This window comes from Sphaerisporangium sp. TRM90804, from assembly GCF_029846175.1.
Lineage (GTDB): Bacteria > Actinomycetota > Actinomycetes > Streptosporangiales > Streptosporangiaceae > Sphaerisporangium.
This window is the reverse complement of sequence record NZ_JARWAC010000026.1, coordinates 84,840-98,344: the sequence shown is the minus strand read 5'-3', so window position 1 is coordinate 98,344 and position 13,505 is coordinate 84,840. Positions and strand designations below refer to the sequence as shown.

Annotated in this window: 10 protein-coding genes; 6 read left to right on the top strand and 4 right to left on the bottom strand. The window is 75.0% G+C overall.

Annotated elements, in window-relative coordinates:
• Positions 1 to 69: 69 nt before the first annotated feature.
• The gene (locus PYR91_RS29205) at positions 70 to 975 is read right to left on the bottom strand and encodes an ATP-binding cassette domain-containing protein (protein WP_279784924.1); all 906 of its coding nucleotides are present in this window, start codon (positions 973 to 975) and stop codon (positions 70 to 72) included.
• A gap of 400 nt (positions 976 to 1,375) precedes the next feature.
• On the opposite strand from PYR91_RS29205, the gene PYR91_RS29200 reads away from it, so the two are divergent.
• The 5 genes from PYR91_RS29200 to PYR91_RS29180 all read left to right on the top strand — a co-directional run bounded on the left by PYR91_RS29200 (position 1,376) and on the right by PYR91_RS29180 (position 7,355).
• Complete coding sequence (locus tag PYR91_RS29200; RefSeq protein ID WP_279784923.1) at positions 1,376 to 2,281, top strand: ATP-binding cassette domain-containing protein; 906 nt, start codon at positions 1,376 to 1,378, stop codon at positions 2,279 to 2,281.
• Between the two features lie 188 nt (positions 2,282 to 2,469).
• A complete protein-coding gene (locus tag PYR91_RS29195) occupies positions 2,470 to 3,231 on the top strand; it encodes an ABC transporter permease subunit (protein ID WP_279784921.1) in 762 nt (253 codons plus the stop codon).
• 356 nt (positions 3,232 to 3,587) lie between these two features.
• Positions 3,588 to 4,940, top strand: coding sequence for a hypothetical protein (locus PYR91_RS29190; protein ID WP_279784919.1), 1,353 nt, complete (start codon positions 3,588 to 3,590; stop codon positions 4,938 to 4,940).
• A 172-nt stretch (positions 4,941 to 5,112) separates the two neighbouring features.
• The gene (locus PYR91_RS29185; RefSeq protein WP_279784917.1) at positions 5,113 to 5,838 is read left to right on the top strand and encodes a response regulator transcription factor; all 726 of its coding nucleotides are present in this window, start codon (positions 5,113 to 5,115) and stop codon (positions 5,836 to 5,838) included.
• 47 nt (positions 5,839 to 5,885) lie between these two features.
• The gene (locus tag PYR91_RS29180; protein WP_279784915.1) at positions 5,886 to 7,355 is read left to right on the top strand and encodes a HAMP domain-containing sensor histidine kinase; all 1,470 of its coding nucleotides are present in this window, start codon (positions 5,886 to 5,888) and stop codon (positions 7,353 to 7,355) included.
• A 129-nt stretch (positions 7,356 to 7,484) separates the two neighbouring features.
• On the opposite strand, the gene PYR91_RS29175 is transcribed toward PYR91_RS29180, so the two are convergent.
• Positions 7,485 to 7,715, bottom strand: coding sequence for a hypothetical protein (locus PYR91_RS29175; RefSeq protein ID WP_279784913.1), 231 nt, complete (start codon positions 7,713 to 7,715; stop codon positions 7,485 to 7,487).
• Positions 7,716 to 7,813: 98 nt separating this feature from the next.
• Positions 7,814 to 9,178 (bottom strand): S8 family serine peptidase, encoded by a 1,365-nt coding sequence (locus tag PYR91_RS29170; RefSeq protein ID WP_279784911.1) that lies wholly within the window; start codon positions 9,176 to 9,178, stop codon positions 7,814 to 7,816.
• Between the two features lie 305 nt (positions 9,179 to 9,483).
• Between PYR91_RS29170 and PYR91_RS29165 the strand changes: the two genes are divergently transcribed.
• Positions 9,484 to 11,538 (top strand): spermidine synthase, encoded by a 2,055-nt coding sequence (locus PYR91_RS29165; protein ID WP_279784909.1) that lies wholly within the window; start codon positions 9,484 to 9,486, stop codon positions 11,536 to 11,538.
• 210 nt (positions 11,539 to 11,748) lie between these two features.
• Here the strand turns inward: PYR91_RS29165 and PYR91_RS29160 are convergent, their stop codons facing one another.
• Complete coding sequence (locus tag PYR91_RS29160) at positions 11,749 to 13,491, bottom strand: LCP family protein (RefSeq protein ID WP_279784907.1); 1,743 nt, start codon at positions 13,489 to 13,491, stop codon at positions 11,749 to 11,751.
• Positions 13,492 to 13,505: the final 14 nt, after the last annotated feature.

Here is a 13,505-nt window from a genome sequence, read left to right as displayed (position 1 = left end):
TGGTCGGTCCAGCGGCGTCGGCCGGCTCGCGGAGGACGTCCGCCGCCCCGCGCGTGCGGTGGCCGGTGGTCAGTCGAGCAGCGAGCGCCCGGTGAGCTTGAGGAAGACGTCCTCAAGGCTGGACCGGCGGACCAGGGCCGTCACCGGCCGCACGCCCCGCCGGTGCACCGCGCCGAGCGTCTCCTCGCCGTCGTCGGTGGACAGCAGCAGGCGGTCGGGCAGCTCCTCCATGTGTTCGACCAGGCCCCGGCACCTGTCGGTCATGGTCTGCCGCTCCAGCCGGTCGAAGCGCAGCTCCAGCACCTCGCGGCTGGTGTGGCGGGCGATCAGCTCGGCCGGGGCGCCCTCGGCGACGATCCTGCCGGCGTCCATGACGACCAGGCGGTCGCACAGCTGCTCGGCCTCGTCCATGTAGTGCGTCGTGAGCAGCAGCGTCACGCCGTCCTCCTTGAGCTGGAACAGGCGCTCCCAGAGCAGGTGGCGGGCTTGCGGGTCGAGGCCGGTGGTGGGCTCGTCGAGCAGCACGATCTCGGGCTCGTTGATGAGTGCCCGCGCGATGGTGAGCCTGCGCCGCATGCCGCCCGAGAGGGTCGAGACCGAGTCGCCGGCCTTGTCCGACAGGCGGGTGAACTCCAGCAGCCGCGTGCTGCGCTCGCGCAGCACCTTCCACGACAGCCCGAAGTAGCGGCCGTAGATGAGCAGGTTCTCGCGGACGGTGAGCTCGCCGTCGATCGTGTCGTCCTGCGGGACCACGCCGAGCCGCGCCCGGATGGCGGGGCCGTCGGTGACGCTGTCGTGGCCGAGGACGCGCAGCCCGCCCCCGGTGAGCGGCGAGACGCAGGCGATCATGCGCATGGTCGACGACTTCCCGGCCCCGTTGGCGCCGAGCAGCCCGAAGGCCTCGCCGCGGCGCACCTGGAAGTCGATGCCGTCGACGGCCGTGAACCCCGCGCGGCCGCCGCCCCTCTCGTACACCTTCGTCAGGCTCGAAGCCTCTATCAGCGCTGCCGGCGCGTCGGCGGCCATACACGTTCCCCCTGAGGCCTGGCCTGCTCGTGTCGAGAAACCTACTGGATTCTGCACACCGTTTCCAATCTTTTGTAGGTCACTGACGGGAATCTGCTCACCGTCCTCTGTGGCGCCGGGCCGCCGGGCGCGTCTCCGTCGTTCGTGACCTTGGAGTCGTCTGGGAAACCGCGCGGGGGCGGGCCGGGCGCACCGGGTGCTCGCGCCGGTCGGCGCGGCGGGACGGGCCGGGCGGGCCCGCGGGGGCGGGGGCGGTTCACAGGGCTCTCACAGGATCGCCCAGAAGCCCTCCAGCCGGGTGCGCCAGCCTTCCCGGCATCGACTCGCGCATGTCCGGAGAGGAGCACCGATGATCGAGGTGAGGGGTCTCAGCAAACGCTACGGCCCGGTTCTGGCGGTGGACGACCTGACGTTCGACGTCAGGCCGGGCGCGGTGACCGGCTTCCTCGGCCCCAACGGGTCGGGCAAGACGACCGCCATGCGCCTCATCCTGGGGCTGGACGCGCCGAGCGCCGGCACCGCGCGCGTGCTGGGCGGCCGGTACGCCGGCCTGCCCGCGCCGATGCGGTCGGTCGGCGCCCTGCTGGACTCGGCCGGGGTCCACCCGCGCAGAACCGCGCGCGACCACCTGCTCTGCCTGGCGCTGAGCAACGGGATCCCCCGTGGCCGGGTGGAGGAGGTGCTCGACGCCGTCGGCCTCGGCTCCGTCGCCCGCCGCCGCGTGGGCGGCTTCTCGCTCGGCATGACCCGCAGGCTCGGCATCGCCGCCGCACTGCTCGGCGACCCCGGGGTGCTGCTGTTCGACGAGCCGGTGAACGGGCTGGACCCCGAAGGGATCATCTGGATCCGCACGCTGATGCGCGGCCTGGCCGCCGAGGGGCGCACGGTGCTGGTCTCCAGCCACCTGATGGCCGAGATGGCGCTCACCGCCGACCACCTCATCGTGCTCGGCCGGGGACGGCTCATCGCCGACACCCCCGCCGACGCGGTGGCCGGCGCGGAGGAGGTCCTGGTCCGCACCCCGGACGGCTCCGCGTTCGCCCGCCGCCTCACCGCCTCGGGCGCTGCCGTGCGCCGGGAGGGCGACGCCCTGGTCGTCACCGGCGCCGCCGCCGACCAGGTCGGCCGCCTGGCCGCCGCCGAGGGCGTCGTCCTGCACGAGCTGACCCCGCGCCGCCCGTCCCTGGAAGAGGCCTTCATGCGCATGACCGGCGGCAGCCTCGAATACGGCACCACGAACGGAGCCCCCCGATGACCCACCGCACCAACCCCCCGCACCCCGCGTCCCCGCACCCCGGGCCCCCGGGCACAGGCGAACCCGCATCGCTCCCGGACGGAGCGGTGGGCGGGGCGGCGAGTGACGGGATCGACGGGCGGCGGGGCGGGACCGCCGGCCCAGCGGGAGCCGGTAGGGCCGCGGCGCGCCGGAGCGGGTTTCGCGACGTGCTGCGCTCCGAGTGGTGCAAGACGCGCACGTTGCGGTCGACCTGGATCACCCTGTTCGCCGTCGTGGCGGTCGGCGGGCTGTTCGGTGCCATGTTCGGCGGGGCGGGGGCCAGGGAGTACGGGGAACTGCCGCCGGCCGACCGGGCCTCCTTCGACCCCTTCGCCTCCGTCTTCCGTGCCCAGCTGTTCATCGTGCTCGTCGCCGGCTACCTCGGCCTGCGGGCCGTGACCGTGGAGTACGCCACCAGCACGATGCCGGGCACCCTGATCACGGTGCCGCGCCGCGGGCGCGTCCTGGCGGCCAAGGCGGTCGTCTGCGCGGCCATGGGGCTGGTCGCCGGCTGGGCCGCCGGCCTGGCCGTGTACTTCACCGGCGCGGCCGTGCTCGCCGCCCAGGGGGTGCCCGCCTACTCCTTCGGCCAGCCGGGGGTGCCGCGGGCGCTCGCCGGGGCCGGGCTGGTCGTGGCGGCCTTCTGCCTGATCGGATTGGCGCTGGGAACGCTGGTCCGCTCCACGGCCGGGGCGCTGACCATCGTGACGATGGTGGGCCTGCTGATCCCGGCGATGTCGCCGCTCTTCCCCGGCTGGCTGGCTCGGTTCGTGGTGACGTACTGGCCCACGACGGCCGGCGGACGCCTGCTCAGCCTGCGCCATGATCCCGCCCTGCTCGACCCGTGGCCGGGCTTCGGCGTCCTGTGCGCCTACGCCGCCGCCCTGATGCTCCTCGCCTACGCCGCCTTCCGCGGGCGGGACGCCTGATGCCGCCGTCGCCACGCCCCCCAGCCGAGCCCCCGGGCCCGACGTCCCCACCAGGCGCGGCGGGTCGCGGTCACCGGCTTGGGAGCGCGCCGGGGTACTCCGGGTCCTCGCCGGGACGCTCCGGGTCTCGGCCGGGGTGGTGGAGGTCCTGGCCGGGAGTGGTGGGTCGCGGTCGCGGGCCCGGGAGCGCGCCGGGGTACTCCGGATCCTCGCCGGGACGCTCCGGGTCTCGGCCGGGGTGGTGGAGGTCCTGGCCGGGAGTGGTGGGTCGCGGTCACCGGCCCGGGAGCGCGCCCGGGCGCTCCGGGTCCCTGCCTGGGCGGTCGGCGCCCTGGCCGGGAGCAGGGTGGTTTCCGGTGCGGGAGGCCGGACGGGGCGTGGTGGCCGCCCTGGGGGCGGTGGCCGCGATGGGCGTCGTCGCGGCCACCGGGCTGTACCTGCTGGGGGCGGGCTCGCTGGCCCCGCTGGGCGCTCTCACGGCCGCCGCGCTCGTCCTGGCGACCGGCGGCGCTCTCACCGTCTCCGGACAGGCCGCGCTCGCGCCACCCGCGGGGGCGCGGCCGGGACTGCCCGGCCTGCCGGGGACCGGGCAGCTCGGTCGCCTGGCGGACCTCACGGTCGAGGGCCGGCTCTCCACCGTCCTACTGGGCGTCACCCTCGCGGGCCTGATCACCCTCGCCGTCCTGTTTGCCCGGATGTCGCGCCGCTCGCGCCCACCAGGCTTCGCGGTGGCGGAGCAGCCGGGTGCGCCGGCGGCTCCGGCCCAGCCGGACGGGGCGCGGTGGCGGGCGTTGCTCCCGGCGGTGGTGCGGGCGGCCGCCGCGGCGGGCACGATGATCGGCGCCGTCGCGGCCGTGTCGGCGGCGGCCCTCGGAACCGTGGCGATAGGCGACCTGGCGGAGTTGCTCCCCGGCGCCGGGCCTTCCGGCGCCGGGCTGGGGCGGGTGCTGGAGGAGGTGACGGCAGGGTTCCGCGCGGAGCCGGGCGTCGCCCCGATCGTCGTGCCGGCGATGGTCGCAGCGGCCGGTCTGTTCGCGGCCCACCGGAACCGGCCCTCCACGCGCCCGCGCGCACTGGCCGCGCTGAGGGAGGCCGCCGCCGCCTCGGCCGGCGTCGTCCTGGGGCTCGTGGCCGCGGTGACCCTCCTCGGGCTGGTCGTCTCGGCGGTCACGCTCCGGCCGGTCGTCGCGGGGGCGACCCTGCTGGCCGGGCCGAACGCGGTTCTCGCCGCCCTGGGCGCCGGGCTCGGCGTCCCCTGGGCGAGCTCCCCGGCGGGCGAGCCCGGCCGGACCGGCGGCCCGGGGCGGGTCTCCGGCGCGGGAGGACCGGACATGATGTCCGTGCCGGATACGTGGCCGTGGCCGATGGCGGCGTTCACGGTGCTCGGGGCAGCGGTCCTGCTGGTCGCGGGGATCACGGCCGCCCGGCGGATGCGGCCTGCGGAGGCGTTAGGCCGGGCAGGATGGGGAGCGGGCGCGATGGCCTTGGTGTGGGCCGTGCTGCTGCCACTGGTCACGGTGGCGTCCGGCGGCTCGGTGACGGTCGGCGTACGGCTGCTCGGCGGAGCCGTGCCGCTCGCCTCCACCGGGCTGGGCGGCGACGTCCTCACGGCCGTCGTGTGCGGCCTGACGGCCGGCGCGCTGGCCGGTCTCCTGGGCGGCCTGGCCGGCCGATCCGGGCCGGCCCGGGCACGGCCACGGGCTGGATGACGTCGCCTCCGGGAGACGAACGGGCGGCGCCGGACGCGATGTCGGAAGACCCGGAGCAGGGGTGCTGGATGCGGTGCGGCCTTGGAAGGGGAGTGCGGCGCCGGAGTGGCGTCGGGTGCGAGGAGATGGTCGGGTGGTGCCGGAGGGGCGTCGAGTTGGAGGAGATGAGCGGATGGCGGCGGACGAGGCGGGGCGCGGCTCCCGGGGCGCGCACACGGGGGAGCGGCTGCTGGTCGTGGACGACGAGCCGACCGTGCGGGAGCTGCTCTCGGCGACGCTGCGGTTCGCGGGCTTCGACGTCACCTCCGCCGCCACCGGCGCCGAGGCCGTCGAGGCGGCCCGCGACCAGCCGCCCGACCTGGTGCTGCTCGACGTGATGCTGCCCGACCTGGACGGCTTCGAGGTCGTTCGCCGGCTGCGTGAGCAGTCGCGCCCGCCGGTGCCCGTCCTGTTCCTCACCGCCCGCGACTCCCCGAAGGACAAGGTCACCGGCCTCACGCTCGGCGGCGACGACTATGTCACCAAGCCGTTCGACCTGGAGGAGCTGATCGCCCGAATCCGGGCCGTGCTGCGCCGCACCGGTTCCCCCGGCGCGCACACCCTCGTCGTCGGCGACCTGGAGGTGGACCCCGAAGGCCACCAGGCGCTGCGCGGCGGCAGGCCGGTGCGGCTGTCTCCCACCGAGTTCCGCCTCCTGCACTACCTCGCGCTCAACGCCGGGCGGGTCGTGTCCAAGGCCCGCATCCTGGACGACGTGTGGCAGTACGACTTCGCCGGGGACGCCAGCATCGTCGACACCTACGTCAGCTACCTGCGCCGCAAGCTCGACGCGACCGGCCCCAGGCTCATCCACACCGTCCACGGCGTCGGCTACGTCCTGCGCGAGCCGCGCCGATGAGGGGACGCCTGGCGCGAGCGCGGGCGCGGGCGCGGGGGTGGGGGCGGATGTCGCTGCGGGCGCGGCTGCTGCTGATCACCAGCGCGCTGCTCGCGACGGGGCTCCTGGTGAGCGGCTCCATCCTGGTCGGGCTGCTGCGCGGCGCGCTCGTCGAGCGGGTCGACCGGCAGTTGCGCACGATCGGCGCGCTGGCCATGGTGCTGCCGCCCGACCTGCGGGCCCAGAGTGTTTCCGGGCGGGCGCTGACCGGCGGCCTCGACCTGATCGCCGACGTCTACATCGCGCAGCTGTCCCCCAGGGGGCAGGTGCTGGCGGAGGCCCACCTCGGCGAAGGCCCGGATTCCGGCGGCCCCGTCCTGTCCGGGCTCGACACGGCGGCCGTGACCCGCCTGGACCGCCGGCTGTTCGACGCGCCGGCGCGGGACGGGGCCGAGCCCTGGCGGGTGGTCGCCGCCGTCCGCGACAGGATGCCGCTCACCGTGGGGCCCCGGCCGGAGCCCGGCAGCTCCGTCGTCGTGGCGGCGTCGCTCGCCCCGGTCGCCTCAACCGTGGGAAGGCTGCGCACCGCCTACGTGATCACCGGCGCCGCCCTGCTCGCCGTGCTCACACTGGCCGGATGGTTCGCGATCAGGGCGGGGCTGCGCCCGCTGCGCCGCATCGAGGAGACGGCGGCGGCCATCGCCTCCGGCGACCTCACCCGGCGGGTCCAGGACGCCGCGTCGCCCGAGACCGAGGTCGGGCGGCTGGCGGTGTCGCTGAACGGCATGCTCGGCCAGATCGAGCGGGCGTTCGCCGCGCGCACCGACTCCGAGGCGCGGCTGCGGCGGTTCGTCGCCGACGTCAGCCACGAGCTGCGGACGCCGCTGTCCGGCATCAAGGGCTTCTCCGAGCTGTACCGGATGGGCGGCCTGGACGACCCCGATGTGGCGATGGCCCGCATCGAGAGCGAGTCGGGACGGCTGGCCCGCCTGGTGGAGGACCTGCTGCTGCTCGCCCGGCTGGACGAGGGCGGCGAGTCGCTCCCGCTGGACCTGGCCCCGATGGACCTGCGCACCCTCGCCGCCGACGCGCGCCTGGACCTGCGGGCGCTCGCCCCCGAACGGCCCGTCGAGCTGAGCGGCCCCTTCGGGGGCGGCGCGCCCACCTCGGCGCCGGTGCTGGGAGACGAGGCCCGCCTGCGCCAGGTGGTGAGCAACCTGGTGGGCAACGTCGTCGCCCACACCCCGGCCGGCGGCGCCGTGCGGATCGGCGTGGGCACCGTGGGAGCGGAGGCCGTGCTGGTGGTCGAGGACCACGGCCCCGGCCTCACGCCGGAACAGGCCCACCGGGTGTTCGACCGCTTCTACCGCGCGGACGCCTCGCGCACCAGGACGGGACGCGGGGGCGCAGGCCTCGGCCTCGCCATCGCCCGCTCCCTGGCCGCCGCGCACGGCGGCCGGATCGACCTGCGCACCTCCCCGGGCCACGGCGCCGCCTTCTCGGTGGTGCTCCCGGCCCTGCCGCCGCCGGACGGGTGAACCGGCAGGACCAACCGGCCCGCCTCCCCGCCTCCTCCGGTTTGCCGGCCCGCGGCCCGCCGGTCCCGTCGTCTCCGGCGTCGGCGCGAGGAACGCCGCACGACCGGCCGGGCCCCCGAGCGGGGCCGATCAGTGCGGGGGGCCGTAGGGCTCGATGGGCGGGTCGGAGAAGGGGCCGTCCGCCTCCGGGGGGAGGCGGCCGGCGGCGGTCTCGGTGACGCGCAGGGCGTACAGGCCCTGGCCGGGGTCGAGCGGCACCAGGCCGTAGGCGGTGTCCACGTCGTCCTCGTGGAGGCCCAGCGTTCGCAGGGCGTCCTGCATCGTGGCCTCCACCGGCAGCCGGACCGTGATCAGGACCATGTCACCACGCTACGCGCCCGCCCGGCCGGGGGAGGCCGAGCTTGCCCACGCGGCGGGTTCCGGTCTCCGGCCGAGGGCCCCGGCCGGGCCGGGGGGCGTCACAGGGGAAGGCGGGAGGCGCGGCGTTTCAGGGCGGACAGCAGGGCGGCGGTGTCGGTGACGCCGTAGCCGTACTCGTAGTCGAAGCCCACGTCGCTGCGGTCGTCGGCGGTGCGGTGCAGGAGGGTGCGGAGCTGGGCGGGGGAGATCAGGGAGGCGGGCCAGCGGGTGCGGACGGCGGCCACCAGGCCGGCGGCGACGGGGCAGGCAGCCGAGGTGCCGGAGTCGGGCTTGTCCTCGCCGAAGGCCTTGGAGCCGGAGAAATGCGTGTACGAGCAGATGTCGGGCTTGCGGTCGCTCAGCCGCCCCGGGCCCTTGGAGGAGTAGCCCACCCGCCGGCCGTCGGTGTCGACGCCGCCGACCGACAGCACCTGCGGGTGGGAGTTCGCGCCGCCGATCGGCCGGTCGGGGTAGGCGCACCGGCGATCTCGGCATTCGGTGCCGCAGTTGCCGGCGGCGAACAGGATGTCGGCGCCCGCCTGCTCCAGGCTGCCCACGATGATGTTGAACGGGTGGGCCGCGTTGTCGGAGTAGTTGCCCGGCTGGCCGGGCGCGAGGTCCCACAGCGGGGAGAAGCACCCCCAGCTGTTGCTGACGACCAGCGCCCGGCTCTCGGGCGGCTGCGCCTCCAGCACGGTGCGCAGGTGGGCGAAGGCCGCCACGGCGTCCGAGAGCAGGCCGTCCATCGCGGTGCCGCCCCGCCGCCGCGACAGCAGGACGGGGATGTCGATCACCGAGGCGCGGGGGGCGCAGATCAGCGCGTCGAAGGCGCACATCGTCCCGTGGTCGACGTCGAACTCCCCGGCGTCGCCGGAGACGCCGCCGGGGTTCCAGCTCCGTTCGCGGTCGACGGCGACCTCCAGACCGAGCCCCTCGGCCACGTGGGCGGCGTTGACGCCGGTGTCGCAGACGGCGAGCGCGACGCCCGCGCCGTCGTAGCCCTCGGCGCGCAGCTCGGGGACCGACAGCATGCGCTCGACGTCGCGCCAGGTGCCGACCGGCGGGGACCCGCCGCAGGTGAGGCTGGTCTCGATCACGGGGTCGGCGTACACGCCGACGACGTCGCGGTGGCGGCCGGGCAGCAGGGCCACGCGCGCCGAGCCCTCGTCGTCGGAGATCTCCCCCCGCACCAGGACCGAGGCCTGCTCCGCCGCCATCGAGAACACCAGAGGCTGGTTGAGCGACAGCGGGTCGCCGCCGGGGCTGGCGGGCTGGGCCCGGGGGAGCGCGACGGGGGTGAAGGAGTGGTCGAGCGCCACCCCGGGAAGCTCGTCGGTGACGTCGGCGGTGGTGGCCACCAGGTCGGGGGCCGCCACCGCGGCGACGACGTCGGGTGTGGGGCGGAGCTGGATCAGGACCCGCATGGGAACACCACCTCGGCACGTGGATCGACCGGACGCCACCACGTTCCTGCATACCGTCCGACCGCGTCTACCTGCAGAAACACCGTGTCGTTCGGCATTTCACCCGATAGCCGGGTGAAATGCCGAAGGAATTTCGGCCCGCTTCCCCCTATGAGGCTTTCATCGGCCCGGCGGGGCGTCCGCCCGCGTCCGCCCGCCTTTGACCGGCCGACTCTGCGGCCTGGCGCCCCTTCCGGGTGGCAACGCTCCATTCGGCAGGTCGTCAAGGCTTTCGCCGGGGTCGGCGTTTGGCTACGTTGAGACCCGTGATCGCCAAGGTGGACACCCCGTCACGTCCCGAATCCGGCAGCGGAGAGGAGCAGCGTCTCCCGGTGCGGCCGAGGCTGGTGGTCGCCAGCGCCTTCATGCTCTTCCTCGAACTGGCGCTGATCCGCTGGACCGGGTCGAATATCGTCCATCTCAGCTACTTCACGAACTTCGTGCTGCTGGGCTCCTTCCTCGGAATCGGGCTGGGCTTCCTCCGGGTGGGCCGCAGCGCCAGGCAGCCCTACTACTCGCCGATCGTGCTGGCCGTGCTGGTGCTGATCGTGCTGTTCTTCCCGGTGACGGTGAACCGCGAGACCGAGGGCGTGCTGTACTTCACCAGCCTGTCCACCACCGGCCCGCCCGCCTGGGCCATCCTGCCGATCGTGTTCGCCGCGGCGGCGCTGGTGCTGATGGGGCCCGCCGAGCTGGTCGGCCGGTGCTTCCCCGAGCTCGACCGGCTGGAGGCCTACCGCTACGACCTCATCGGCAGCCTCACCGGCATCGCGCTGTTCTCGCTGCTGTCGTTCGCGGGCGCCCCGCCGGTCGTCTGGGGCGCGGTCGCCGCCATCGCCTACGGGGTGCTGCTCCAGCCGCGCTCGCTGGTGCGCTACCTGGCCCTGGTGACGGTGCCGTCGATGGTGGTGGTGGGCGCCCTCGCGGTCGAGACCCTCACCGCGGGCGCGCTGTGGTCGCCCTACTACAAGGTGACCTCCAAGTACCTGTCGATCGCCGGCGTCGCCGTCATGGACATATCGGTGAACGGCATCCCGCACCAGCAGGCCGTCCCCGCGGTCAACCGGCTGCAGTGGGAGCGCCAGTACGCGCTGCCGTACGAGCGGGCCGCGGTGACCTCCCTCGACGACGTGCTGATCGTGGGCGCGGGCAGCGGCACCGACGTGGCGATCGCCCTGTCCAAGGGCGCCAAGCACGTGGACGCGGTGGAGATCGACCCCCGGCTCAGGGAGCTGGGCGCCCTGCACCACCCCGACCGGCCCTACGGCGACCCCCGCGTCACCACCCACATCACCGACGGCCGCGCCTTCCTGGAGTCCACCGGCAAGAAGTACGACCTCATCCTGTTCGCGCTGCCCGACTCCCTCACCCTGGTGTCCGGGGCCAGCTCGCTGCGCCTGGAGAGCTACCTGTTCACCGAGGAGGCCATGCGCGCCGCGCGCGACCGCCTCAAGCCGGGCGGGGCGTTCTCGATGTACAACTACTACCGCGAGCAGTGGCTGGTCGACCGGCTCGCCTCCACCGCCCAGGCGGCCTTCGGCCACCGTCCCTGCGTGGACGAGGTCGGCGCGGGCCGGCAGGCCGTGATCACCGCGGGTGTGAACGCCGCCGCGCAGCGCTGCGGCGGCGAGTGGGCGGGCGCGCAGGCCGACACCCCGCCCCCCGCCGTCGACGACCGCCCGTTCCTGTACCTGCACGGCCGCGACATCCCGTCCCTGTACCTCATCGCGCTCGGCCTGATCCTGCTGGTCAGCCTGATCGCGGTACGGGCGGTCGCCGGGCCGTTCCGCAGGATGCGCCCCTACGCCGACCTCTTCCTGCTCGGCGTCGGGTTCCTGCTGCTGGAGACCAAGAGCATCACCGGCTTCGCCCTGCTGTTCGGCACCACCTGGGTGGTGAACGCCATCGTCTTCGCGGGCGTGCTGGTCGCCGTGCTCGCGGCGGTGGAGGTGACCCGCAGGTTCCGAACTCCACCCCTGCCGGTCATGTACGCGATCCTGTTCGGCGGGCTGGTGCTGGCCGCGCTGGTGCCCAACTCATGGCTGCTGGGCCTGCCCCTGCCGCTGCGCGGCGTCTGCGCGGTGGTGGTCGCGTTCCTGCCGATCTTCGCCGCCAACGTCGTCTTCGCCAAGCGCTTCGCGCAGACCGCCGACGGCACCGTCGCCTTCGGCGCCAACCTGCTCGGCGCGATCCTCGGCGGATGCCTGGAGTACCTGTCCCTCGTGATCGGCTACCAGGGCCTGCTCGTCGCGGCCGCCCTCATCTACCTGGGCGCCTTCGTCCTGCTCCCGCGCACCGCCCGGGCGGTCTCCGCGCCGTGAGCGCGGCGCCGTCCTACGGCACCGCCCGTCCGGGCGCGGCCGGTCCGCCGGCCGCCGGGAATGACGGCCGGGTCCGCCGGCCGCCGGGTCTGACGGCCGGGTGAGACGGCGCCGGGTCTGACGGCCGCCGGGTCTGACGGGCGGGTGGGACGGCCGCCGGTCTCACGCCGACAGGTTCAACGGCCGGCCTGCCGGCCGGGCCTGACGGTTCTAGAAGCCGCAGGCCTGGGCGAGGGACTTGGCGGCGGGCTGCTTCGACCGGTTCGGCGTGGGCGTCCGGGGCTTGCCGGAGCTCTTGGCGGTGCCGTCCGGCGCGGTGGCGGCCGGGGTGGGCGTGGTGCCCGGCGCGGCGGTGGGGGAGCCCGAGACGGAGGCGCCGGGCGTGGCGCCGACCCCGGCGGTCAGGGTGCGACGCTCGGGCCGGGTAGACTCGCGGATCGCCTGGTCGGTCATGCGGCGGATCTTCGCCCAGTCGGCGGCGCCCGGCCAGACGGCGGGCGGGACGAACTGCAGGCTCGTCGTCCTGGCGTCCTTGACCTTCAGCGCCAGCGGCACCAGGTGCTCCAGCAGATCGCGCGGGATGTCCGTGCGGAACATGTGCCGGGTGGCCGACGCGATCTTTCCGAAGTTGGCGAGCACGACGCTGGGCGTGGCCTGGTCCAGGAGCGCGCCCATGACGCACCGCTGCCGCGACATGCGCGAGAAGTCGTCGCTGCCCACCCGCGACCTGCCGTACCAGAGCACGTGCTCGCCGTCGAGCCGCTGGTAGCCGGCCTTGATGGTGCCGGCGGTGCCGAAGTCGCCGCCCCACTTGATGTCGCTCTCGACGCGGATGCGCAGCCCGCCGATCGCGTCGATCAGCGCCGCGAAGCCGTACATGTCGACGATGGCGTAGTAGTCGATCTTGAACCCGAGGGTGTGGCCGATGGCGCTCTTGAGCTCCTGCGGCCCCTTGCCCTTGCCGAGGTGGTCCTCGGCGTACTGCCACAGCTCGTTGAGCAGGCCCTGCCCGGAGTCGCCGGTGAAGCCGTTCGGGAACCGCGCGGCGAGCGGGTCGCCCTTGGGGAAGCGGACGTACTGCAGGTTGCGCGGCAGGCCGAACATCACCGAGTCGCCGGTCCTGACGTCCACGCTGGCCACGGTCATGCTGTCGGTCCGCACGCCGGTCCGGTTGCCCGCGGCGTCGCCGCCGACGAGCAGGAAGTTGACGCGGTGGCGGCCGTTCCAGGGGTCCTCCTGCTGCACCGGGACGGCGGTCGGGTGCGGGTCGGAGGGGAAGACGGCGTTGGCGGTCTCCCGCACGGTCATCATGCTGCTCGCCGTCACCGCGAACGGGGCCATCACGGCCACGCACAGCACCCCGACGACCACGCCGGAGACGATCTGCCCCGTCTGCGGCAGCCGGTCGGGCCGCAACGCGATGTAGGACATGATCACCAGGGTGAACCACCCCAGCGCGCCGGCGGACGCCACGACGATCACGGCGGCCAGCGTGCTGTCCTTGACCGCCAGCCCGAGGTTGGACCCCAGGGCCAGCGCGAACGTCGCGGCGCCCACCATGAGCGCGCCGAAGACGCCGAGCAGGATGAACCCGGCCCGGCGGCGCCCGGCCCGCAGGTGGGCCGCGCCGGGCACCAGGGCCGACAGCGCCGTCCACCCGATGAGGGAGGCGGCGGTGGGAGGCGTGGCGTAACGCGGCGGCCGGGTGGCCGCCGCGGGGCGGGCGGTGGCCGGTGGCCGGTCCGGCGCCGGTGGCCGGTCCGGGGGCCGGCTCGCGGCCGGAGGCTGGTCGGGGGTCGGGCCCGCGGCCGGAGGCTGGTCCGGGGCGGGACGGCGCCGTGCGCGCGGGGGCCGCCGGCGGGGCCGGGTCGGGGGCGGCGGGCCGTCGCCGCCCTGCTCAGCGGCCGCGCGGCCCCCCGGAGCCGCCTCCCCCGCGTTACCAGGCGTGGTCACGGGCGCTCCCTCTT